25 protein-coding genes and 1 riboswitch are annotated in these 24,414 nt (G+C 41.4%); of the genes, 3 read left to right on the top strand and 22 right to left on the bottom strand.

Annotation, left to right across the window (positions count from 1 at the left end; genetic code table 11):
- Window positions 1–110 precede the first annotated feature (110 nt).
- Together ACQKNS_RS10015 and ACQKNS_RS10010 are read left to right on the top strand one after the other, a co-directional pair.
- Complete coding sequence (locus ACQKNS_RS10015) at window positions 111–494, top strand: VOC family protein (protein ID WP_427642527.1); 384 nt, start codon at window positions 111–113, stop codon at window positions 492–494.
- 17 nt (window positions 495–511) lie between these two features.
- Window positions 512–1,105, top strand: coding sequence for a dienelactone hydrolase family protein (locus ACQKNS_RS10010; protein ID WP_427642525.1), 594 nt, complete (start codon window positions 512–514; stop codon window positions 1,103–1,105).
- 15 nt (window positions 1,106–1,120) lie between these two features.
- Here ACQKNS_RS10010 and ACQKNS_RS10005 read toward each other — a convergent pair whose 3' ends face one another.
- From ACQKNS_RS10005 to ACQKNS_RS09960, 10 genes are all read right to left on the bottom strand, one after another.
- Complete coding sequence (locus tag ACQKNS_RS10005) at window positions 1,121–1,315, bottom strand: Fur-regulated basic protein FbpA (protein ID WP_427642523.1); 195 nt, start codon at window positions 1,313–1,315, stop codon at window positions 1,121–1,123.
- Window positions 1,316–1,340: 25 nt separating this feature from the next.
- Window positions 1,341–1,550: a Fur-regulated basic protein FbpA gene (locus tag ACQKNS_RS10000; RefSeq protein WP_427642521.1), complete on the bottom strand. Its 210-nt coding sequence runs from the start codon at window positions 1,548–1,550 to the stop codon at window positions 1,341–1,343.
- A gap of 203 nt (window positions 1,551–1,753) precedes the next feature.
- Window positions 1,754–2,956, bottom strand: a complete 1,203-nt coding sequence (locus ACQKNS_RS09995; RefSeq protein ID WP_427642519.1) for a M20 family metallopeptidase — start codon at window positions 2,954–2,956, stop codon at window positions 1,754–1,756.
- A gap of 74 nt (window positions 2,957–3,030) precedes the next feature.
- Window positions 3,031–3,903, bottom strand: a complete 873-nt coding sequence (locus tag ACQKNS_RS09990) for a MetQ/NlpA family ABC transporter substrate-binding protein (RefSeq protein WP_427642517.1) — start codon at window positions 3,901–3,903, stop codon at window positions 3,031–3,033.
- A gap of 21 nt (window positions 3,904–3,924) precedes the next feature.
- The gene (locus tag ACQKNS_RS09985; RefSeq protein ID WP_095391521.1) at window positions 3,925–4,575 is read right to left on the bottom strand and encodes a methionine ABC transporter permease; all 651 of its coding nucleotides are present in this window, start codon (window positions 4,573–4,575) and stop codon (window positions 3,925–3,927) included.
- Window positions 4,576–4,588: 13 nt separating this feature from the next.
- Complete coding sequence (locus ACQKNS_RS09980) at window positions 4,589–5,611, bottom strand: methionine ABC transporter ATP-binding protein (RefSeq protein ID WP_427642515.1); 1,023 nt, start codon at window positions 5,609–5,611, stop codon at window positions 4,589–4,591.
- A 241-nt stretch (window positions 5,612–5,852) separates the two neighbouring features.
- A riboswitch (SAM riboswitch) is annotated at window positions 5,853–5,964 on the bottom strand.
- A 128-nt stretch (window positions 5,965–6,092) separates the two neighbouring features.
- On the bottom strand, window positions 6,093–6,575 hold the full coding sequence (locus ACQKNS_RS09975) for a GNAT family N-acetyltransferase (protein ID WP_427642513.1): 483 nt from the start codon (window positions 6,573–6,575) through the stop codon (window positions 6,093–6,095).
- 101 nt (window positions 6,576–6,676) lie between these two features.
- Window positions 6,677–7,045 carry a DUF4440 domain-containing protein gene (locus ACQKNS_RS09970; protein WP_427642511.1) on the bottom strand — a complete coding sequence of 123 codons (369 nt, stop codon included), beginning with the start codon at window positions 7,043–7,045 and terminating at the stop codon, window positions 6,677–6,679.
- 402 nt (window positions 7,046–7,447) lie between these two features.
- Window positions 7,448–8,758, bottom strand: coding sequence for an amidohydrolase family protein (locus ACQKNS_RS09965; protein WP_427642509.1), 1,311 nt, complete (start codon window positions 8,756–8,758; stop codon window positions 7,448–7,450).
- A 162-nt stretch (window positions 8,759–8,920) separates the two neighbouring features.
- Window positions 8,921–9,898 (bottom strand): zinc-dependent alcohol dehydrogenase family protein, encoded by a 978-nt coding sequence (locus ACQKNS_RS09960; protein ID WP_427642508.1) that lies wholly within the window; start codon window positions 9,896–9,898, stop codon window positions 8,921–8,923.
- Window positions 9,899–10,064: 166 nt separating this feature from the next.
- On the opposite strand from ACQKNS_RS09960, the gene ACQKNS_RS09955 reads away from it, so the two are divergent.
- Complete coding sequence (locus ACQKNS_RS09955) at window positions 10,065–10,403, top strand: YmaF family protein (RefSeq protein ID WP_427642507.1); 339 nt, start codon at window positions 10,065–10,067, stop codon at window positions 10,401–10,403.
- A gap of 77 nt (window positions 10,404–10,480) precedes the next feature.
- Here ACQKNS_RS09955 and ACQKNS_RS09950 read toward each other — a convergent pair whose 3' ends face one another.
- The 12 genes from ACQKNS_RS09950 to ACQKNS_RS09895 all read right to left on the bottom strand — a co-directional run bounded on the left by ACQKNS_RS09950 (window position 10,481) and on the right by ACQKNS_RS09895 (window position 24,347).
- The gene (locus ACQKNS_RS09950) at window positions 10,481–11,269 is read right to left on the bottom strand and encodes an ABC transporter ATP-binding protein (RefSeq protein WP_427642506.1); all 789 of its coding nucleotides are present in this window, start codon (window positions 11,267–11,269) and stop codon (window positions 10,481–10,483) included.
- Window positions 11,270–11,284: 15 nt separating this feature from the next.
- Entirely contained in the window at window positions 11,285–12,298 is a 1,014-nt protein-coding gene (locus ACQKNS_RS09945) for a FecCD family ABC transporter permease (protein WP_427642505.1), read from the bottom strand.
- A complete protein-coding gene (locus ACQKNS_RS09940; protein WP_427642504.1) occupies window positions 12,295–13,299 on the bottom strand; it encodes a FecCD family ABC transporter permease in 1,005 nt (334 codons plus the stop codon). The genes ACQKNS_RS09945 and ACQKNS_RS09940 overlap by 4 nt, the downstream gene beginning before the upstream one ends.
- Window positions 13,300–13,383: 84 nt before the next feature.
- Window positions 13,384–14,352 carry an ABC transporter substrate-binding protein gene (locus ACQKNS_RS09935; RefSeq protein ID WP_427642502.1) on the bottom strand — a complete coding sequence of 323 codons (969 nt, stop codon included), beginning with the start codon at window positions 14,350–14,352 and terminating at the stop codon, window positions 13,384–13,386.
- 521 nt (window positions 14,353–14,873) lie between these two features.
- Window positions 14,874–16,289 (bottom strand): MFS transporter, encoded by a 1,416-nt coding sequence (locus tag ACQKNS_RS09930; RefSeq protein ID WP_427642500.1) that lies wholly within the window; start codon window positions 16,287–16,289, stop codon window positions 14,874–14,876.
- Between the two features lie 158 nt (window positions 16,290–16,447).
- Complete coding sequence (locus ACQKNS_RS09925) at window positions 16,448–17,560, bottom strand: ABC transporter ATP-binding protein (protein ID WP_427642498.1); 1,113 nt, start codon at window positions 17,558–17,560, stop codon at window positions 16,448–16,450.
- Between the two features lie 99 nt (window positions 17,561–17,659).
- Window positions 17,660–18,529, bottom strand: a complete 870-nt coding sequence (locus ACQKNS_RS09920; RefSeq protein ID WP_427642496.1) for a carbohydrate ABC transporter permease — start codon at window positions 18,527–18,529, stop codon at window positions 17,660–17,662.
- Window positions 18,529–19,407 carry a carbohydrate ABC transporter permease gene (locus ACQKNS_RS09915; RefSeq protein ID WP_427642494.1) on the bottom strand — a complete coding sequence of 293 codons (879 nt, stop codon included), beginning with the start codon at window positions 19,405–19,407 and terminating at the stop codon, window positions 18,529–18,531. Before ACQKNS_RS09915 ends, ACQKNS_RS09920 begins: the two co-directional genes overlap by 1 nt.
- 152 nt (window positions 19,408–19,559) lie before the next feature.
- Window positions 19,560–20,906 (bottom strand): ABC transporter substrate-binding protein, encoded by a 1,347-nt coding sequence (locus tag ACQKNS_RS09910; RefSeq protein WP_427642493.1) that lies wholly within the window; start codon window positions 20,904–20,906, stop codon window positions 19,560–19,562.
- Between the two features lie 462 nt (window positions 20,907–21,368).
- Window positions 21,369–21,563: an aspartyl-phosphate phosphatase Spo0E family protein gene (locus tag ACQKNS_RS09905; protein WP_427642491.1), complete on the bottom strand. Its 195-nt coding sequence runs from the start codon at window positions 21,561–21,563 to the stop codon at window positions 21,369–21,371.
- Window positions 21,564–21,725: 162 nt separating this feature from the next.
- The gene (locus ACQKNS_RS09900; RefSeq protein ID WP_427642489.1) at window positions 21,726–23,087 is read right to left on the bottom strand and encodes an amidase; all 1,362 of its coding nucleotides are present in this window, start codon (window positions 23,085–23,087) and stop codon (window positions 21,726–21,728) included.
- Between the two features lie 51 nt (window positions 23,088–23,138).
- Window positions 23,139–24,347 carry an MFS transporter gene (locus ACQKNS_RS09895; RefSeq protein WP_427642488.1) on the bottom strand — a complete coding sequence of 403 codons (1,209 nt, stop codon included), beginning with the start codon at window positions 24,345–24,347 and terminating at the stop codon, window positions 23,139–23,141.
- Between the last annotated feature and the right edge of the window lie 67 nt (window positions 24,348–24,414).

Here is a 24,414-nt window from a genome sequence, read left to right as displayed (position 1 = left end):
GGACGTTTCTGTGCAGCTGTTGAATTTGTAAGTCTATTTAACGCTTAAAAAAGGTTTTTATGGAGATTCGTTGAATTCTTAGGTAAGGTTCAATGAAAGGTGGAAAAAGTATGAAATCAATAAATTCTCCTATTCACCCTAGAGTTAACAATGTTTTCATTCATGTTAAAGATTTAAAGAAATCGGCTGGATGGTATTGTAATCTCCTTGGCATTCCTCATAATAGTGATTCTGTAGAATCGCCGGTTTACAATATTCCTATAACATATGAAACTGGATTAACGTTAGATGACCATACATTTGATCCTGGTTTTAAATTTCAACCATCCAACAATGTATTGTTTAATTTTTACGTAAAGGATATAGACGAAGCCTATAAATTCATTAAGGGGAATCACATATCTATTGTTAAAGAAATAGAGCGAATTGGAGACTTTGCATATTTTAACTTTCAAGACCCTGATGGTCATGTACTTATGATTTGCAATTGCTAAGTTAGAGGAGGGTAAACATGCTGCACATTGAGAAAAATTCCGATACTGTCATCATTGTCATTCACGAAATATATGGACTGAACCAACATATTCACGGTTTTTGCGAGTCCATATCAAAACAGGGGTATGATGTGATCTGTCCGGATCTGTTAGAACGTGAGGCGCCTTTTGATTATTCCCAAGAGGAAGCTGCTTATCGGCATTTTATGGAGAACGTGGGTTTCACAGGCGCTATCCAAAAAATAAAGGAAATATTATCGGATATAAAAGATGTATACCAAAAGATTTTCATCCTTGGATTCAGTGCAGGGGCAACTGTAGCTTGGCTGTGCAGTGAGGAAGAATGCGTCGATGGAATAGTTGGTTACTATGGTTCACGTATTAGGAATTATGCAGAATTAGCGCCACAATGCCCTGCATTGCTATTTTTCCCACTAGAAGAGCCATCATTTAATGTGGACGAGTTACTTTCAGCTTTGGAAATAAAGAATGTCGAATTTCATAAATTCAGAGGAAAACACGGATTCAGTGACCCTTATAATTCAAACTATCATGCAGAATCAGCAGAGAAAGCCGTTAGCAAAATGATGAAATTTTTTATGATGAATTGAGGTCCCACATTCACCCTATTGCCGTTTTGCATTGATCCATTGTATCGAACCCGCATCACTATGGGGATGACAGTCATTTTGAACCTTTTTATATTCTATTTCCAATTCTTTCAAGGTTAACTTCATCAGCTGTTCCACACTCATATTTACGGTATGGATCATAAGTTTATAAATCAATGCCTTACGTCTTTCTTCCACGCCCTTCTTCATTTCACCCTCTCCTTTTATTTTGACATTATATGAAATGATGTATCCTCAGACAGGGGGAATGATCATCGGATTCCTTCTCTTCGATTTTCGTTATTTTAATATATTCATTCTCTAAATCGGTTAAGGTTAATTCAAAAAGATGGATGTCATTCTTTTTATACACTCCCCTGTTAATCAACTTGTTGATCAGGAAATTTCTTTTTTTCTCAATGGCTTTACGTAATAATATCCCCATGATAAATCCCCCTTTATAGGATGTTTGAAAGAGAATCTTTCGACTTGCCCATTCACAAAAAACCGGAGACACCTCTTTACATGAAAGAAAAGTCTCCGGTTTTCCGGTCAATTAACCCATAATTCCTATTTAATTACTCGGTATTATTAGTTTAATAATACTAACTCTGTGATCCGCAGTCAACATTTTTTTCCTGCATCTCATTATTTTTGCTTCGCTTCATGAAATGCCGCTTTCACTTTATCCAACAGGTCTTGATCCGAAATCAATTTATACCCTGTAAGCGCAAGGGCTTTTGCCCCGGTCAGGATGGCTTTGTTTCCAGCAGGAGATTTGGCACAGTCGCGGAATTCATTCGTATGGGCAATCAGCTCATCATGGCCAATTTTTATATAAGGATGTGCTGTGGGCACTACATGGCTTACATTACCAGCATCCGTCGAGCCAAAGCCACTCTCTTTTCGAGGAGCCACCGCTTCCCCTAATTGAGCCAGTTCTTCTTTTAACAGTTCATCCAGGACTGAATTAATGACAAAATCGAGTACTTCATTTTGGAAACGGTCAACTTTTACGGTACTTCCCGTTGCGAGTGCTGCACCTTCGGCAACAGCACGTATTTTATTGGATACTTCTTGGCAAAGTTTCCATGTTGTTGCCCTAATGTAAAACCTGGCAGAAGCATATTCAGGAATGATGTTAGGCGCTTCCCCGCCATTTGTGATGATTCCGTGAATTTTGACCTCGGCCGGGAGCTGCTGGCGCAAAGCATTAATGCCGTTGAACAGCTGAATCACCGCGTCAAGTGCATTCACGCCTTTTTCAGGTGCAGCTGCTGCATGTGCCGACTTCCCATAAAAGTGAAAATCAAGTGGATCGACTGCCAAAAACGGACTTGTGACACCTGTTTTTCCGGCTGGATGGATAAGGATGGCCGCATCCACCCCATCAAATAGACCGTGCTTCACAAAGCTGCCTTTCGCGCTTCCATTCGGCCCGCCCTCTTCAGCCGGTGTTCCGAAAACAATCACCTCTCCGCCGGTTTCCTCCAGCACTTGAGCCAAGGAAATGCCTGCTGCAACACTTGTTGTGCCGATGATATTATGGCCGCAAGCATGACCTAGACCCGGCAATGCATCATACTCAGCTAAAAAGGCAATGGTGGGGCCTTTCTTAGAAGAGGTTTTTTTGGCGATGAATCCTGTTTCATGTCCGGCTATATTGCGGGTCACTTCAAATCCTTCATTTAGAAGGATTCCTGTTAATGTATCCGAAGCGAAGAATTCTTGATTCCCAATTTCGGGTTTGGCATGAATGGCTTGACTCGTTTCGATATATAATTTGGAATGAAGGTCGATGTGATCTTCAATGATCTGCTGATGCTGCTTCTGCACTAATTCTCTCGCCATTTTCTTATCTCCCCTTTTTGGTTTAAGGAACCGGATGGGTAATTTGAATCCATCCGGCATTCCTTCACTTGTTCTTATTTTTCATTAGCTGGTTTTGTCCAGGCATCCTGGTAATTCACTAATTCATCTACAGAAACATAGGCAGGAATGGTGTTTCCTTTAAACGTTTTTTCAATGAACGCTTCCACTTCTTTCGATTGATAAAGCTCCACTAACTTTTGCAGCTCAGGACGATCGGCATCTCCCTTTTTAACTGCAATGATATTAATATATGGTTTCGCCGTTTTACTTTCATGGAATAAAGAATCTTTTAAAGTAAGGCCTGCTTCGACCGCAAAGTTATTATTGATGGCTGAAGCATCGGCATCATCCAATAGACGCGGTGTATTGCCGGCAGCAACAGGTTGGATTTTCAAGTTTTTCGGATTTTCCTTAATGATTTCCAATGATCCCGATCCATTGAATTCCTCTTTCAATGTAATCAACCCAGCTTCCTGAAGAAGAAGCAGTGCACGGCCAAAGTTTGTTGCTTCATTCGGAACGGCAATCGTAGCGCCATCCGGAAGACTTTTAAGATCTTTATGTTTTTTCGAATAAAGGCCCATAGGCGCAATGACAGTCGACCCGATGGCCTCTAATTTCAGATTTTGATCTTGAATGAATTCATCGAAGTAAGCGACCGTTTGGAATGAATTGGCATCAATTTCCCCCTCACTTAGCGCAAGGTTCGGTTGGATATAATCATTGAAAGTGACCAGTTCGATATTAAGCCCTTCTTCTTTCGCTAAGTCGACAATGTATTCCCATGTTCTTGTATCCCCGCTGCTGACACCGACTTTCACTGTTTTCACATCATCCGAACTGCCTGATGCCCCTTCTTTGTTCCCGCATGCTGCAGACACGATGGCCAATGCCAATACGATGATCGTTAATAAAATTTTCTTCATTTCTCCTGCCTCCTGTTATGTTTATCTTCTTCTGATTTTTCTTGAAACAAAATTCCCGGTGGATTGCAATAATTGAACGATGATCACGAGCGCCGCCACTGTGACGATCATCGTCATCGTATCGAACCTTTGATAACCGTAAGCCAAAGCTAGATCTCCGACCCCGCCAGCCCCGACCGCACCTGCCATGGCCGTAGATCCAACAAGCCCGATTGTCGCTGTTGTAAATGTAAGGATCAACGAACTAAGTCCCTCGGGAATCAAAAAGCGATAAATGATTTGCCATGTCGTCGCCCCCATCGCCTGAGCCGCCTCGATGATCCCTTTGTCCACTTCCAACAGGGAGTTCTCCACAAGCCGGGCGATATAAGGAGCCGCGTAAAAGATTAGCGGAACAATGGCCGCATTCGTTCCGATCGCACTGCCAACAATCATTCTGGTAAACGGAATAAGTGCTACAAGCAAGATGATGAAAGGAACCGACCGTAATATATTGATGATCGGGTTCAATATATTAAAGACCCATTTATTCTCCAGGATGTGGCCCTTTCTTGTAATGACAAGCAGGATACCGAGCGGAAGCCCAATCAATCCGGAAAATATCAATGAAATGGCTACCATGTAAAGTGTGTCACCGAAAGCTGTTGACAGCTGATCTGCCGTTATTTCCATTCCCCATAACGTATTACCCATTTATTTGCACCTCCTGGACGAGAATCCCCTCATCTTTAATATATTGATAAGCCTTGTCCACCTCATTTTTGTTCCCGGTCACTTCGATGATCAAATTCCCGAAAGGCGTTTCCTGAATTTCAGAAATATTGGCTGATAAAACACTTAAATGAACATCATATTTCTTCGAGATGGTTGAAAGCAAAGGAGTACCCGAAGTAGTCCCAATAAAATTAATTTTCCAAATTATCGGGATATGGGACCCTATGCTTTTCAGGAAACTTTGTGGAATTTCGTCATGTATGACCGTTCTCACGAAGTTTTTTGCAATATCCGTTTGCGGCTTCGCAAACACTTCGAAAACCGAACCTTGTTCAACGACGCATCCGCCCTCCATGACCGCTACCTTATTGCAGATTTCCCGAATGACTGACATCTCATGGGTGATTAGCAGAATGGTAATATTGTATTCTTTATTAATTTTCTTTAAGAGCTGGAGAACGGCGCTCGTTGTTTGTGGATCCAATGCAGATGTAGCTTCATCACACAATAAGATCGATGGATTGGTAGCCAATGCTCTCGCAATGCCGATCCGCTGCTTTTGACCGCCGGATAATTGTTCCGGATAACTCTTTGCTTTGCTCGATAAGCCAACGAACTCCAACAGCTCGCCTACCCGCTTTTTGATTTCTTTTCCAGGGGTTCCCGATAAAATCAGCGGCATGGCGATATTATCAAAAACGGTCTTTGAGTTCAGCAAATTAAAATGCTGAAAGATCATCCCGATCTTTTTCTTTTCTGCCCGCAATTCCTTCGGGTTCAATTTGGTTAAATCCATGCCCCCGACAATCACCGAACCGTCTGATGGCTGTTCAAGCAAATTGACCAACCTGATCAACGTACTTTTCCCGGCCCCGCTATAACCGACTACACCGAATATATCGCCCTTTTCCACTGTCAAATTGATGCCCTTCAAAGCCTCGACAGTCTGTTTCTTTGTTTGATAAACCTTTTTGACATTTTGAAACTCAATCATTCAATCTCCCCCCATGCTGTTTATTTGTACGAATTCATTATCCAGAGAAGAGCTTTGCAAAGTTTCATAATGGTAGGGCTGAATTTTGGAATTCACGAGTAAACCTGAGAAAACCAATTCTCCAATTAACCTTCTGCATTTTGAATAAACAAAAGAGGCCTCTTCCGTCATCAGACAGAAGAGGCCTCTTTTAGACATAAAAAAGAGTAAACTCTTAAATTAATTATCTAAGAAAAGCTCCTTCTTATCTTTCAAACTTTCGTCCGTTGGAATTAGCACAGTATTTTTACAAAAGTAAAAACCCGCTGCCGAGGTATCATAGGGCCAAGTCCCTCCACATCTCTTGATAAGAATTAACGTTGTATTTAATTATGTCCTTCACTATATATTCAAATTTCTCTAAAGTCAACCCTATTTTTTTCGCACTAAACATTTTCATAATATAGTGAAATGACGCTTTTAAAGTTATAACAATATAACTTTATTTCATTTTTAATGATTTGCTCATTCTCCATACAGGGTACTTTTCATTTTCTTCGCTTATCTTCTTCATGCCTGAATTCGTATATAAACGAATCGCCCTTCCATTATCCGGAGAAACCCTTAAATGATATTCCGGGACATTGAATTGCCTGTAAAAGTTTTCTGCATAGCGAACCAATTCCTTGCCAAGGCCTTTACTGCGGTAATCGGGAATAAGATAAAAAAGATTCACATAGCCGATTTCCTTTCCTTCATACTCCCGAATTTGAAGTTCCATTTGTCCAATCGATTCTTGGTCCTTTTCAATGATCACCTGTCCGCCCGGAAATTTGCGGACCCGTTCTTTCATCCGTTGCAAATATGTATTTTCATCTCCGAAACCATCTTCAGATCCAAAACTTACAACATAGGAATCTTTCCTGAATGTAAGGATGATATCTTTATCTTTGTCGGTATCAATAGTACGAAAAATCAGCTTCATCCGCCCCTATCATTTTAGTGAAATAGTTTTTGATTAAGCAAAATTCATTTTACTTACGCTCATTTAAAATATTTATTTTTTCTTTTTCATGAATAATAGGCTTAAGGGGACCTTTTCGTTTTTGTGCCTTGATGAAAAAACATTTGCCATCTTCCATTCGTACATTTCCAGATTGAACTCCTTAAGGTATGTTCCTCTTTATCTTCATCAAAAATCCGGTACGTCGTTAACACGGTATCCTCAGACAATGGATGCATATCAAATTGACTTAGTGTCATTTTCACCGGTCGAGCTCCCTCTTGCCCCAAAAAGTCGCTCTTAGACCATATATTACCCGAGCTGCCGAACTCAAAGAAATCATCTTTCAATAATAATGAAAGCTCTTCCGGGGATGTACGGACTTCAGATTTTAACAATTTCTCCTCAAGCTCATACAAATGCTCTTTTAACAACGGAGATTCACTTTCCATTCATTTTGCCCTCCTTTTTCAGCTATTTCTCGAAGTAACATAATTGGAAAATAGTGTATAATCAATACATAGATTGTCATATGGTGGTGAAATTCATGATCCATGCGGTTAAAGATTTTTTATCCAGTTGCTTGCTGATTAGCAGTTGGCTCATATTTGCGGTAAGCGGCATTTTTTTCATATTTTCGTTTTTAACCGTTTTTGCCCTCCCTATTTTCTTATTAATATTTTTAACTGGCTTACTTTGTTTATATATTTCAAAGAAACTGGACTCACGACGGATTTCTAAGTGTTAAAAATAATTCCACAATACTAGCGGCCATTCCTTTTTGACTAATCTAAAAAAAGGAGCTGCAAATGGCAGCTCCTTCTTCTGTGCATCCGTTTGTTTTCCCATCAGCGTTAACGTGATAGGGTACCTTGCAGGCGATTCGTTTCGGCGATTACTTTTTCTTCATCGATCGTTAAGCAGCGCCTTTCTTTCACGACCATTTTGCCATCGATGTATACATCACATACATCATTTCCGCGTGCTGCATAAAGCAGGTGCGAATAGGCTTCACTCAGCGGCTGCAGGTGTTCTTTGTCATATGGGTAAATGGTGATGAAATCTGCTTTTTTACCAGCTTCGAGTGATCCGGTATGGCCCATCCCTATCGCTTCTGCGCCCATTCTTGTGGCCATGGCGAGTGCTGTTTGGGCAGGGAATTTGGTGGCATCCTTATAGATTCCTTTTTGCAGTAATGCAGCTGTCCTCATTTCTTCGAACATATCGAAGTTGTTATTGGAGGCGACGCCATCTGTTGCCACTCCCACTTTAATGCCTGCATCAAGAAGGCTGACGACATCGGCAATTCCCGATCCAAGCTTCAGGTTACTGATTGGGTTATGGGCAACGCGCACATCATGCTGTTTCAGTATCGCCCGCTCTTCATCATTGAGAACCACACCATGTGCCATCACGGTAGGCTGATCGAACAGGCCTAGACGGCGAAGGTGCTCGACAGGACGGGAGCCGTAACGCTTTTCGATGTCGAGGATTTCAAAGTCCGTTTCCGATACGTGGATGTGCACCATCAAATCATTCTCTTTTGCAATCCGTGCACTTTCCATGATCGCTTCAGGTGTGCAGGCATATGGGCTATGTGGTGCGACCATGGTAGTCAGGCGGCCATCGGCAAACGTTTTATAGTTTTTTGAAAACATTTCTGCCCCCATGAGGTTCGCTTTTTGGTCTTTTTCGGTACCCAAGCTGAAGATCGTGTAGGAAAAGGCCCCGCGCATTCCTGTATCACCTATCGTTTCCATGACAGCACCTGCATCTATTCCATTAGGATTAAACATATCCGAAAATGTCGTGGTTCCTGATTTCATCATTTCCATAATGCCCAGCTGAGAGCTTACAGAGGCGATTTCCGTTGTAAACTGGCTTTCAAGGGGCCATATTTTCGTTTCAAGCCATGGCTTCAGCAGCATATCGTCCCCGATACCGCGTAAAAGGGTCATTACAATATGCGAATGGGCATTCACAAGGCCTGGCATGATCCATTTCCCGCCAAGGTTTACCACCTGATCTGCATCTGCCAATTGTTGTTCATCATGCTGGCCGATGTAGGATATGGTATCACCTTGTACAATCATCATGCCGTTTTCAAAGATTTGATTTTCCTTGTCCATAGTAAAAAATGTAGCATTCACATATATGGTTTTCATAAGTATTTCCTCCAAAGTCGTATCATGTATCAACATGTTCTATTCCGCATTCTAAACTAGCACCTTACAGGTAATCAAGTAATTCCATATTATCAGGCAACATTTCCATTTACCTTAGGAACCTATTGGAAGAGCTGTCCGTTGCAATTTTAGCATGGGAAATCAGTTGCTTAAGAAAATCTTCCCTTCATTGTCCGTAGCCATAATGGCTTTCTGCATATCTTGAAGGCTGTAGCAGGAAGCCGGCATCATGAACTTCAATCTTTTATCATGGATGAAGCCCATCAAAAGGTTAAACGTTTCATGCCAAGTCTGTACGGAAGCCTGCTGATTCCAATGGCGAAGATGAAACATTTTCACATCCACTTTTGTCCTTTGTGAAATCTCGGCCCAATTTACAGACTGTCCTGATAAAAGGCCGATCGTTAATAAGATGCCATTAGGCCTAACACAAAAAGCTAGCTCTGAACCATCGATGCCGCCCACTGAATCTATGGCCGCTTTCGCCCCGCGCCCATTCGTCCAGTCCATCACTGCATCATGCAAAGATGATCGGGACGTATCGATCACATATGAAGCACCAAGCTTAAGCAGTTCTTCCGTATACTTATTGTTTCTCGTTACAGCAATCAGCTTAAATCCAAGAATGTTGGATAACTGGGTAAAGATACGGCCGATGGAAGATCCGCAAGCATTTACGAGTAATACATCATCCGGTTTCAATGCCAATACTTCTGTACAAATTAACCATGCGGTAACCGGGTTTATATATAATTGCGCTGCCACATAATCCTCGATCGAATCGGGAATGACGATGGCCAAGTCCGCAGATGTTTTAACATATTCCTGCCAGGTCCCTTCACCGCGCAAAGGCAGTACACGCTTGCCTATCAGCTCTTTCGAAACCGATGGGCCCACCTCTTCTACAATGCCGACCCCTTCATAACCAGGTATGGAAGGCAATGGAATGCGGTGGGAATATGCACCGCGAATGGGCAGCAAGTCAGACGGGTTAATGGGACGTGCGGTCATCCGAACGAGGACTTCCCCCTCGAAAGGACTTTGAATAAATCTATTTTCAACCTTCAATACCTTTTGCGGATTCCCGAACTCATAGAATTTAACACATTTGGCTTCCAAGATAATAAGCCTCCTCTAATATATAAGTCTTTCTATTTTATCATTTAAACGGATCCCAGCCGGCACTTAAAGAGCTTTTACCTTGCATAAATTTTTCGTTAAGAATCTTCTTATTTTTCCAAGCATATGGTTTATAAAACATTTGTTTATACAAGGGGTGAAGAGATTGAATAAAGTAGGAAGAAATGATTTTGTATCTGGGTTCGTACCACATCATAATCATGGGTCTGTTGATTATACTTCCATAGCGGATGGCCATGTCCATCAATGTTTAGATGTAACTTCCCCGCCAATTCCATCACAAGAGGGAGAACATATTCATTATACTGAAGGATATGTGTTATTTGAGGATGGACATACACATTATTATAAGGCATATTCGGGACCGCCCATTCCGGTTGGAAATGGAATGCACGTTCACTACTACGATTTTTACACAACGGAAGATGATGGCCATAGACATAGAATTAAAGGGGTCGACCAACCTGCCCCAGGGAATAAATAAAATACATGATAAAAAACATCAGGGGGATGTGAAATCCCCCTGATGTTTTCTTGTCTCCGAACTCTATATGCATCTCACTAATCTTGAGATAAACCAATCGGGATGCATAGGGGCGTTTGATCAACAGGATTTTCAATAATGCAGCATTCCAGTCCGAAGACGTCCTTGATCATCTCTTTTGTAAAGACTGTTTCAGACGGCCCTTCTTTATAGATTTTCCCCTTCTTGATGCTAATCAGATGATCGGCATACTGTGCCGCCTGATTCAAATCATGCAGTACCATGACGATCGTGCGCCCATGCGTTTCGTTTAAATCGCGCAGTAATTCCAATATTTCAATTTGGTGCGCTAAGTCCAGATAGGTTGTCGGTTCATCCAATAGAAGCAGGTCGGTTTCCTGTACCAAAGCCATTGAAATCCAAGCCCTTTGCCTTTGCCCTCCAGATAATGCATCCAATGTCCGGTCAGCGAATTCCGTCATTTTTGTTGCGGATAATGCACGGTCGACAATGGCATGATCTTCCGGGGTTTGTCTGGAAAATAAGCCTTTGTGCGGATGCCTGCCATAATAGCATAGTTCTTTAACGGTTATGTCTTCAGGAGCTTCCGGAGCTTGGGGCAGGATAGCCAATTTCTTTGCCACATCTTTGGAAGATTGAAGATGAATGGCTTTTCCATCTAAATAGATCGTACCTTTCTGGGGTGTTAATAATCTGGCTAGGGACCTTAGAATGGTAGATTTGCCACAACCATTGGAGCCTATGATTATACTGATCTTGCCTTCAGGAATTTCCAAATCGATATTATCGATGATTTGAGTTGATCCATAAGAGAGGGAAAGATGCTCTGCTGATAATGTTGTCATGATATTCAGCCTTCCTTATGTTATTTTTCGTTCCCGGCGTAATAGATATAAAAAATATGGCACCCCAATCACCGCAGTGATGATTCCCGCAGGTATTTCTATTGGAGGGAATAATCCTCTTCCCAAGCTATCGGCAACGAGTAGAAAGATGGAACCGAAAAGAGCTGAAGCGGGAAGCAAAACCTTGAATTTCGACCCTACCAGCCTCCGTGCGATATGGGGGGCAATTAAACCGATGAACCCGATGGAACCAACCGCAGCTACACAGACTCCGATTAAAATGACGGAAACGCTTAACAATATATAACGCAGTAATTTTGATCTTTCACCGAGACCTGTAGCGATATCGTCGCCAAGGCTAAGTACATCCATTTTGGAAGTTAAGGCAATCAATACCGGGACAAGGACAAGAAATGGAAGCAAAATGAATACTTGATCCCATCCTCTTCCCCATAGACTTCCAGTCAGCCACAGCAATGTCGTGTTCACATCATCCGGGAACTTGACCATGAAATACTCTATCCCCGCTTGACATATGGCCCCTAAAGCAATTCCCACCAATGCTATAGTATTTGGCTGGGCTCCTTTTTTATAAACAAATATCATCAAAATGGCCGCCATGACCGCCGCTCCGACAAAAGCTGAAAGAGGCAGAATGATAATGGGCGATTGCGGAAATAAAACGATGACTGCAACAGCTGCCAAACCGGCCCCTTTTGTTACCCCAATCACATCTGGGGAAGCCAATGGATTTCGAAGGACCCCTTGCAGAATGGCTCCAGCCGTTGCCAATCCGGCCCCCACAATCACGGCAATTAAAATACGTGGTATGCGATAGTTGTGCAGAATGAATGCCTGGCTTTGCATGCCATTTCCAAGGAAATTTTGGAGAATGTCCAAAGGTGAAATATAAATGGCCCCTAAGCCCAGGCTCACCAATGCTAAAATCATCATGGTGACCGTCAGCATCAGGAGAATAGAATAAGGGTGCAAAGCCGATTTCAACTCAAATGTCCGTTTTCGTTTCATTGCTTAATATTCCTCCCTCTCTTCGCTAAATAAAGGAAGAATGGCGCACCGATTATAGCCGTTACGATGCCTACCGGCGACTCAAAAGGATAAGCGATAAACCGGGCGAGAATATCTGCGTAAACCAAGAGTAAAGCGCCGAATAATGCAGAAAAAGGGATGATTCTCCGATAATCCCCGCCCACCAGTCTCCTGACAATATGAGGAATGATCAATCCCACAAAGCCCACCGGTCCTGCGACGGCAACCGAAGATCCTGCCAAAATGATCACCAATATTCCTGCTAATATACGGATTCGGTACACCCGCTGCCCAAGTCCCTGCGCCATATTTTCTCCTAAAACAAGGATAGAAACGGATCGAGAGAACATGACAGCGACAAGTAGCCCGAAAAAAGACCAAGGAAGAATCATGTTAACATGCGCCCATGTTTTACCATTAATAGACCCGACTAACCAATAAAGCACATCTTTCGCCTGTTCATTAAAGATGATCATACCTTGCGTTAAAGAAGATAAAAAAAAGTGAACGGCCATTCCGGCCAAGGCCAGCTTTACTTGGGTCATCCCTCCTCCCGAAGCGAAAGAATAGACGGCCATCCCTCCCACGGCTGCGCCAATGAAGGCAACGCAAACTAGAGAGACGGAAGAAAGGGCGGGAAAGAAAACGAACGCGGACACAATGAAAAATGAGGCACCGGCATTAACGCCAAACACTTGTGGAGAAGCTAATGAATTCCGGGTAATAGCCTGCATGAGGGCGCCCGCCACCGCTAAATTGGCACCGACCAATGCTCCAACTAAAGCCCGGGGCAATCGAAGCGTCCTTATAATAGTCTGTTCCTTGGACGAGTCGGCATCAAAAAAAGACTTCAAAACCATGGATGCATCTATATCGGCCGCTCCTACAGAAATACTCGCCAGGACTCCTAAAATCAGCAAAACGATCCCAGCTATAGCGGTACAATACACTTTCAGTTTACTTCTAGCTACAGTTTCCATCGCTATACAACACACTTCCTAACTAAATTTACACCTAATGGAAAGCGAAGTAAGAATGGGATCTCTTACTTCGCTTTTGTTCCTTTATTCTTCACCAAGCATGTTTAAAGTGTCTTTAGCAATGGCCTCCGCGGATACAACACCACGGTATCTCGTCCATAGATCCCGATCAACACTATACACTTGTCCGTTTTTTACAGCCTTCAACCCTTTCCAAAGAGGATTGTCTTTCCACTCATCCGTAAGTAACTTACCCTCATTGTTCGCTAGAAGCAGCACATCCGGATCAATCTCGACAAGCTGCTCCAGGTTCATCTCGGCATGTGGCTGTTCCTGCTGAATGGCATTTTTCAATCCCATGCGTTCAAGCAATTCCCCATCATAAGAAGAAGAAGTATGGGCTTGGAATGAAGTATCTCGTACAACTGCAGGTAAAACCGTCATATTAGAATCAACCGTAAGTTTTGCTTTAAGTTCCTTAATCGTTTTTTCATGTTCGCTCAATCTTTTTTCTGCAGCATCTTCCTGATTCACTGCCTTTGCAATCGTTTTAAAAGAATCCAGGTTTTCTTGATATGTAGATTCCCGGCTTTTTAAGACAATGGTAGGAGCAATCTGCTGTAAATCTTTATAAATCCCTTTATGCCGTTCAGCATCTGCAATGATTAAATCGGGCTGTAAAGAACTGATCACCTCTAAATTAGGCTGCTCACGTGTTCCTACAGAAGTGTAATCCATCTCTTGTCCTACAAGTTTTGTAATCATATCTTTTTTGTTGTCATCTGAAATCCCGATAGGTTTTATCCCTAGGGCATTTAAAGAATCAACGAAAGATAACTCAAGCGTAACGATTTTTTTAGGAGTATGTTTAATTTCCGTTTCTCCCATTTCATGCTTGATCGTCCTAGTTTCTTGATTGCTTGTTTCGGCAGATGTCTTCTCTGCTTCTGTCGTTTTTTGAGAATTATTGCATCCTGATAACATCATCATGATCGTGAATAACAGGATTAATGCTCCTCCCCCAAACGATCTTACTTTTCTTGATTCTCTCATTTTTTGCACCCTTTCCGTCCTCTATGCCTATTTAACTTCCAACATAATTGAAAATGATTATCATTATCCTGTTGTTATGATAAAGTCATAGATTGATACCGTCAATATTAATGAAATTTTGTGAATAAAGATCATTTTGGCCATTAAGGCAACCTGTATGCAGTTTATTGTTTGCGTGAAGGAAATTGAAGTATGGATTCGGCAAGGGCTTGAAGCTGAACTTTAAAAAAGGCTGTTTTCACATAATTCGTTGCTATTTACCAAGTAATGCAGTGTGGTTGATTTCCACTCCAGATGCTCGCTTTCCGCGGGGCGGGCGGTGAGCCTCCTCGGCGTAAACGCCTGTGGGGTCTCACCTGTCCCGCCGCTCCCGCAGGAGTCTCGCACTTCCGCTCCAATCAACCTTAAATAGTTTCGTTTTAAAAACAACAATCTTTACGAAAAGAGCCTTAAAAAAAGTAAAAAAAGAGCAAACCCGTTAAGGTCTGCTCTCCTTGTCTTGCCTTGCCTTTTCAAAGAATCTATTTTCTTTCAATCAGCATCTCTTCAAGAGGATATTCTTCATTTACCGCTTCTTTTTTTGAGCGTTTTATGGAGGTTTTAATAAGAATGGTAGAAACAATTGATAATGCCCCCATGATCAGGTAGCCTGTCGATCTTGAAAACACTTCAATCAAGATGCCGATTAGGACGGGCCCTAAAAACATTCCAGCAGAATATAAACTTTGGAACAAGCCCATTCTCGTCGATTGTTTAATCTCCGGGATATTTTCAACAGCCCAGGAAGTGACGACCGTAAAGATCAGTCCGTATCCGAAGCCTTGAAATGCCTGTAATAGAAAAAGCATCTTTAAATTTTCAGCATAAGGAATCAATATGATGATGACCCCTTGTAAAACCGCTCCCAAAATGGCTGTATTCATCAAACCGATTTTTTTATAAAAGAGGGCCCCGCATAATCCTGCCGCTAAGCCATATATGATCAGGTGAGTGTTTGCCAGCATGCCAATCAATAGTGGATTTGCTCCAAGGTCGGTTGCGACTAAAGGTGTGAACGTATCCCTTGTTCCAATGGTGACCATCAATGCAATTGTTGCCAAAACAGAAATGACCCAGATTTTTTTATCGGTGATTTGCTCGACAAGTATTTTCTTATCGTATTTAACTTTTACCCCTTTAATACTTAGGTCTTTTGTGAAAAAGGTTAAAACCAGCGCAAGTATGGCGGCGGCCACCGCCACTAAAAAGCTATACCGATACCCATAACTATTGGCCACTACTGCACCGATGGTCGTCCCGAGTATGGAACCAACCGGCGATGCAACACCCAATATCGCCACTGCTCTTGCCGCTTCCTTCACACCAAAATAAGAGGCGAACATGACATTGTAAATGACCCAGGTGGAACCAGTTAAACCATCCGAAATTTTCCCAAGGTACAATGTTGTTGAACTTGGTATGAAAAAGGCCAGCGTCCACATTACGATGGTTACCAGCAACCCCATTTGGATAAACAATCTTCGTTTATGCAGCATATCCGAAAATACGCCTACCGGAAGCCGTGTCAATAAAGCAACAATCCCTGAAATGCCGATAATGCTGCCTATCACAACTGAATCGAACCCAAGATCTTTAGCATAAGAGGAGATAAATGGATCAAATGCCGTAATGGTGACAAAGAACAACAAGCTAATGATAAAGAATAAGATGGTTTCTTTCCGATTATTAATTTTATTAGTTTTGTTCATATATTCCATCCTTTCAATCTCGCTCCCTTTCGTCTCTGCTAGACGAAGGGCGAATCTATTAATGTTTACCAATATTCCTATATGGTTTCCAGGACTGACAGCCAATCTGCAGATACACCCCACCTTGATAACCTGGTCAAGTAAATCGGCGGCTATTATAGGTGAAACCCAGTTCATCCTATTTTTCATTTCTTTCGTATCTTCTATTATTATGTATTCAGATTCATTTTTTATATAAGTATATTCATTTCATCTGCGTAAACATAGAAGATATTGTACCAGGAGATCAACCTTTCCGTATTTCTTGTACCTGAAAAGGTCCGATCTCCAGATAACGTGCCATTTTTTCAGCTATTCTTTCCAGGGTGAATACGAAGCTCTGTTTCCGGATTGAAGAAGTGGACTTTATTCATATCCAAGGCTAGTTCTAACAGTTGTCCAGGTTGCACCTCTGCTCGGGCGTCCACACGTGCAACAAAGTTTTGATCACTAATTTGGGAGTATAGCATGGTTTCGGCTCCCATTAACTCTGATACCTCTACCTTGATAGTCACCTTTGTACCTCGGGATGCATCGATGAAAAGTGGTTCATCGTGAAAATCTTCCGGGCGGATACCCAAGATGATGTCTTTATTAACATACCCTTGATTACGTAATACCTTCATTTTCCCTTCTGGCACTTCAATGCTTACTTCTCCAATTTGGAAGGCTCCATCCTTTAATGTCCCTTTGAAAAAGTTCATTGCGGGAGATCCAATGAAGCCGCCCACGAATATATTTTCTGGATATTCATATACGTCCTTTGGGGCACCAACCTGCTGTATGATGCCATCCTTCATAACAACAAGACGAGTAGCCATCGTCATTGCTTCTGTTTGGTCGTGCGTTACATAAATAGTGGTTGTTTGTAAACGCTGATGCAATTTCGCAATTTCTGAACGCATTTGAACACGAAGCTTCGCATCCAAATTAGATAACGGCTCGTCCATTAAAAATACCTTTGCATCACGCACGATGGCTCTGCCTAAAGCAACGCGCTGTCGCTGACCACCTGAAAGGGCCTTTGGCTTACGTTTTAAATATTGTTCAAGACCAAGGATACGTGCAGCGTCGTTTACCCGCCGTTCGATTTCGTCTTTTGGAAACTTGCGTAATTTTAAACCGAACGCCATGTTATCATATACACTCATATGAGGGTATAATGCATAGTTTTGGAACACCATGGCGATATCGCGGTCTTTAGGAAACACATCATTTACACGTTTTCCGTCAATATATAGATCACCTTTAGAAATATCTTCAAGACCTGCAACCATACGGAGGGTCGTGGATTTACCGCAGCCAGACGGACCTACGAATACGATAAATTCCTTATCCATAATATGAAGATTAAAATCGGTAACGGCTGCAGCATTTTTATCATAGATTTTATAAATGTGTTCTAAGCGTAACTCTGCCATCTTATAACTCCCCCTTGAAGCGATTCCTTTAACCGGTTATTTTAGGTTTAATATCTGGACGCATCTTCCACGCATACCTTTGATAATTACATGATCGTATTACTTGATACCGCCTGAAGTCATGCCAAGAATGAACTGTTTGCGTACAAGCAGCATGAAGATCACCGTTGGTAGAACGAAAATAATTCCAGCTGCAGCCATTTGGTTCCATAAAACTCCCTCTTCCCCAATAAAGAAAGACAATGCTATCGGAAGAGTAACCGCTTCCTGTTGGGTTATCACGAGAGAAAACATGAATTCATTCCAGGTGATCACGAAACAAAAAACAGTAGCCGTAATGATGCCAGGCTTTGCAAGCGGCAAAAGAATATGCCATAGCACTTGTAATCTATTAGCCCCATCGATCGTTGCTGCTTCCTCCATATCAATTGGAATTCGATCAATGAATCCCTTTGTCAGCCAGATGGCATAAGGAATCGTATGACCCAGATTGACAATAATTAACGCAAGGGTTGTATCCAAAATCCCCCAGTCACGAAACATAGTGAAGAAGGGAATCACATTTACAATTAACGGGATGAACTGAGTAGCAAGTATCGTAAACATGAATAATTGTTTGAATGGCATTTGAAAACGCGAAAGACTGTAAGAGGCTAAAATACTTACCGGGATCGTAATAAGAAGTGTCACTACAACAACAATTAAACTATTTGAATAGTATTTGCCCAAATTAAAGGCTGATCCGAAGACGGTTCTAAAATTATCTAATGTTGCCTGAAAGAATATACTAGTGGTATATACTTCGGACTCTGGCTTAAAGGCGGTTAACGCTATCCAGAAAATTGGAAGAAACAAGAAGGTGACAATAATAAGGACACATATCACTTCTAAAACTGACATCATTTTTTTTGAATTGATTTTTTTTGTATTGACCTTTTTCTTTTGGGGTATTGTAACTACCTGACTCATTAGTTCCAATCATCTCCCTTCACCAATTTTCTCATGTAGATAATAACAAACACGATTGTTATAAGGGCTAAAATGTAACCCAATGCTGAGGAATAACCCATATCGAAATAACGGAATCCCGTCTTATAGATGAAGAAGTTCAACACTTCCGTTGAATCTCCTGGACCTCCACGCGTCATCGTGACAACCGGATCAAACGCTTTAAGAGTGAACATCGTCATCAATATGGAGGCTATGAGAATAATTGGCTTCAGCATGGGCAGAGTGATATGGAAGAGTGTTTTTAAAGGAGTCGCACCATCCATTTTAGCTGCTTCAAAAACCTCGCTTGGCATTCCCATCAGGCCGCTTATGAACATTAGGCTCATAAAAGGCAGCCAAATCCATACCACTACAGAGATGAGGGCAATCATCGCTGTAGAGTTCGTCCCTAACCATACTACATCTGAAAGTGGCGGTATCAGGAACCCAATGATTTTGTCAAATAATCCATAATCAGGATTTAGCATAAATCTCCAGGAATACCCGATGAGTGCCGGACTCATTGCAAATGGAATGATAAGGACAGCACGTAGGTATGATAGATATTTTTTATCCTTACTTAATAAGAGCGCGACAATAAGGCTTGATATTAATGTAAGCACCACTGTACTGGCAGCAAAAATCAGCGTGGCCCTTACGCTATTCCAAAATTGCGAATCGGAAAAAGCGCGGATATAATTATCGAGGCCAATGAAAGCGCCCATTCCAACAGACGTTTTTAAATCCCATTCATGTAAACTGATCCAGAATGACCTCATTAATGGATAAAAGGTCGTAGCGGCGATAAGCATAAAAGCCGGGGCTAATAGTACATATTTAAAGAGCTTTTGGTTCATTTCAGCTTCCCCCTACCATGTTTGAGAACAAGATGTGATGCTTTTAACAGACAAGACGATTTATTTTGTTTGAGTTCTTCGCTCCCCATCACCCATAATCTCCTAGAGAAGAGGGATAAACTTCTTCTCTAGGAATGTACACAACTTGTTCATCAATCGTAGTAACCAGCTTTATCTAAAAGCCGCTCCACTTGTTTTGCTGCATCATTCAATGTTGGCTCTACAGGCTCACCAGTGGCCATCTTCGAAATCGCTCCACTAATTATATCCGCTATGCGAGGCCACTCCTTCATTTTGGGAAGCGCTTTTGCATGATCAAAGTTATCGGCAGCAACATTGTAGAATCCATCTGTCAATTCATTTAACTCTTCGTTTCTCAAGTTCTCCGTTTGCGTGATAACAGTTGACTGCTCAGCTGAAGGACTTTCGTTTTTCACTGTTTTTAGAACAATGTCCAGCTCTTCATCAGGTTCCGCAATCCACTTAAGCACTTCCCATGCCGCTTCTTTATTTTTTGAACCTTTCATCATCGCCAGAGGGAATGTAGCGACGTTCGCTTGGCTTCCTTTTCCTTCCCATCCCGGTACTGAGGCGAATCCCACATTTCCAGCAACGTCTTCTGCAGATGCTTCTTTATCATTGAACTCAGAGTACACCCACCACCAGCCAAGCCACATTGCTGCCTTCCCTTGTTTAAAGAAAGTTCTGGAGTCTTGTTCACCAAATGTGACAGCGCCAGACGGTGCCACTTTATCTGTTACAAGAAGATCTAAATATCGTTGCGTAGCTTCAATGCCTTCCGGGCTGTTAAAAACGGGCTTCATTTTATCATCCAAAATATCACCGCCGTTGCTCCACAAGTACGAAGTCCACATAGGTAGATTCTGCCCATTATTTCCTGCACCGTAATAAGGAACGATACCAGAAAGGTCGGTCTTATCCGTAATTTCCTTACTGACCTTGTCAAGCTCTTCCCAAGTGGCAGGAGGAGTCAGCCCTAGCTGATCAAAGATATCTTTTCGATAAAAAAGCATTTGCACATGTGCCCTGACTGGCAGGCTGTATAACTTTCCATCGAATGTCGATAGGTCCAGGATCGGTGCTGGCCAGCGATCAGTATTGAAATCATCACGCTTAACATATTCATCAAGCGGCTCCAAGAATGGTGTTATGGAGGAACCCATTGTATCGAGATGCACAACCAAGTCATATGCCCCAGCAGATGCAATACCGTCTGAAGTGATATCTTCTAGCAGGTTTTCATATGGCGTTTCAATAAACTCAATTTTAATTCCCGTCTTTTCGGTAAAATCTTTACTTCTTGCTTTCCATGCATTGAACTGACCGACACCCCCAGCAGACAATAACACTTTTACTGTCTTTCCTTTCAAGCTCACACCTGACGTATTCTCTGAACCAGAGTTGCTGCAGCCGCTGACTAATAGAGTTAGTATCAACACGAGTACCGTAATCAAACGAAAGGTTTTTCTTTTTTTCATCATCATGTTCCTTTCTGATTTGGTTTTGAATTGATGTATTGCATTTTTCTTAAACTAAAAATTACTGAATTGCAGCTTTTGAATACGTATTCAATTTTGGTGATGAATGCGCTTTCTTTAGAAGTCCAACACTCATGAAACCTATGTAGGTTGCTAGTGCTTATTGCATAGTTCCTTTGATGAAACATTTTGAATACGTATTCAAAATAGTATGAAACTTTCAACTATATTTTAGTGCTGAAAACATTATAAGGAATACGTATTCTTTATAAACATTATCATAATAGTGTGAGAAAATTCTGTCAATAATAAATTTATAGTGGGTTGATTGTTTATTGCATTTGAAAAGTTCAACTCTAAGGAAAAACTATTTAGGTATATTTTCATAAGTATCCCCAGCACAATTTTAGGCGCATTGTCATGTAACGGGTATCCCGATTGTTAATTTGCTTCAAGGATACACTACCGAATCAATGTTTGTTGGCGGGGATTGATTTCATCAATGAAATTTTGCATCCTCATGATATCCTCATCCAATTGCTGACTGATTTTTAGAACCTCTGGATGAGAGGTCCCTTTATTCTTCGTCAATACATATATATCCTTACGGTGCCCATCTATCATCTTACTTAATTCTAATATTTTCTTTAAGATCATTGATCTTGTATCCTCCCGATTAAACCAAGAAACTTGTTATGTGATAATTCCAACATAAGATTTTTTTATATAGCGTAATAATATATACGAGTCTCATAATGCATTAGGAAAACTAGCAAATAAGACATGTATCATCACTCTTTTTATTCCTTCCGGCTTTCTTCAGGGCAATCGGTGCCTCCCAGAGTAAAAACTTTTCAAGGCATGTTGCTCATAAGCATAGCCAGCACGAAATAAGAGGTCTTCCCTATTGTGATTAGCGATTAACTGTAAACCGAGCGGAACTCCAGATTCTGTAAGCCCAAACGGTATCGATAATGCCGGATGTCCGGTGATGTTAAAAAGACTGGTGTAGCGAATCATACAATCCCCGAGAGATTCATTTTGTCCCCCAATGGTTACTTCTTCTGTTTGTACGTCAGCTGTTGCAATAGGCATCGCCGGTGTCATCATTACATCAACACCAAAAAAGATTTCTGACACTCTACGCGTCCATTCCGCTCTTTTTTGCAAAGCAGTTATATAGTCAAAGGCCGAAATAAGCCGACTTTTATCAAAGGTTTTTTTGGCCCCTTCACTGTAAAGATGAATGGAGGATTGAATACGTTCATCGTGAACAACCCCAACTTCAGATGTCCCAAGAGTCGTTGCAACACTTACTACATCTGTTAAAAAAGAAGTGTCCACTTCCACTATGGCAGCTCCTAAATCGGTCATATGCTGAACAGCTTTTTCATACATTTTCTTGACATCGCTTTGCATATTTTCATTGAAATAATGTGTCGGCAGACCGATCCTCATTCCTGCCAGTCCATTCAGACATGCCGTTGTGTAAGGGATGCTTGTAAGGGTTTCCAAAATTATCGCTGTATCCTCAATGTTACCTGCAATCGGTCCTCCGTGATCAAGAGTCCACGATAATGGGGTCATACCCTTCATGCTAACTAAGTTATAAGTGGGTTTCAGACCCACAACGCCACAACAAGCTGCTGGAACACGAATTGATCCAGCAGTATCTGTTCCGATGGAACCTAAGCAGAGATTTGCTGCTACGGCAGCAGCTGAACCACCACTTGATCCACCAGCAGTCTTATTTTTATTCCACGGGTTTATGACATCACCAAAAAAAGGATTTTGAGAGGTGATGCCAAATGCATACTCATACATATTATTTTTACCAAGTGAAATGCTGCCCTCCTGCTCTAACTTTGTGACAACTTCAGCATTTTCAGCCGGGATTCGCTTCTCATCGATGATCGAGCCGCTAGTTGTTAAGACCCCTTCCGTATCGATCGAATCCTTATATGAAATAGGTACACCTAACAATCCGCTTACTTCTCCAGCCCTAATCTTCACTTCCGCCTTTTTCGCCTGATCAAAAGCCTTTTCTTCGGTTATTGTAATGTAGGCATGCAACGCAGGATTTAATTCTTTTATTCTTTCTATATACCATTTTGTTATTTCAGTAGGGGAAAACCGTTTATTTTTATACCCTTCCATTAGTTCTTTTATCGTTAAAATCAATTTGCATAACCCCTTTTACCTGTGCTTAATTTCAAAGGCCGAATAGTTCCATTAACTAACCCTATCCGTTTCGGTCAGAATGTATTGGTTTTCATTTGCCTTCGTTTTAATGAAACATTTTATTAAAATACCTGAAACAGCCGAAAGGATTCCTATTATTATAAAACTAAAACTTCTTGAGAAAGCCTCTGTCAATATCCCCATCAAAACCGGGCCAAAAAACATTCCAAACGAAAACACGCTTTGAAAAAATCCCATCCTCGTAGATTGCTTATGTTCTGGAATATCCATGATACTTAATGACATTAAAACAGTAAAATTCAATGCAAATGCGATCCCGGAAAGCGCTTGCAAACAAAAGAGCAAAAGTAAATTAGGTGCAAATGGTGTTAAAATTGCAACAATGCATTGTAAAAATGCTCCGGCAACAGCTGTATTCACCAAGCCCAACTTTTTATAAAAAAAGCTTCCACATAATGCGGCAGCAATCCCTCCTGCAATTAAAAACGTATTTGATAGCCAACTTAGAGCAATCGCTTCAGCCCCTAAATCTCTTGCTACAAGAGGTGTAAATGTAACTCTCATTCCAAAAGAAGCCATCAGTGCTATGATTGCGAGCAAAGATAAAAGCCATAAGTTTTTATCGGTTATTTGTTCCTTCACGATTTTTTTTACATGATATTTTTCCCTTTTCACCGTAACTTTTATCTCTTTCAAAAAGAACGTTAAAATAAAGGCGATGGAAGCAGCAAAAACCGCAACAAGAAAAGAATATGAATATCCGTAACCGTTTGCGACTATTCCTCCTATTATCGAACCTACTAAAGCTCCAATGTAATCTGCCAAAGTTAAAAAAGCAACAGCTTTTGCAGAATTATGGACACCAAAATAAGAGGCGAACATTACAGTATAAAGAACCCATGTAGCCCCCGTTATACCATCCAAAAATTTCGCTAGATATAAAGTATTGGCGTTTGGTTCAATAAAAGCGATTATCCAGCCAATGATTGTAACTAATAGCCCAACTTGAATAATCAACCTTCTTTTGTTCAGTATATCCGAGAAAACGCCAAGCGGGAAACGGAAGAACATGGATGCCAGCCCCGTCACTCCCATCACACTGCCTATCACCGCGGGTGAGATCCCTAAATCTTTGGCATATGATGAAATAAAAGGATCAAAGGCTGAAATGCTAATAAAAAAGAGTACGGTTATGATAAAAAATAAAATAATATTCAACCGAAATTGGACTTTGTTCATTAGGTCACCTCATTGTTATTTTTTCACTTAACTCTTGCCCCAAAAAACGAGCAGTTGATTTAGGCTC

The sequence above is a fragment of the Peribacillus sp. NPDC094092 genome (assembly GCF_050279365.1).
In the GTDB taxonomy this organism is placed as follows: domain Bacteria; phylum Bacillota; class Bacilli; order Bacillales; family DSM-1321; genus Peribacillus.
This window is presented reverse-complemented; position numbering and strand designations above follow the sequence as displayed.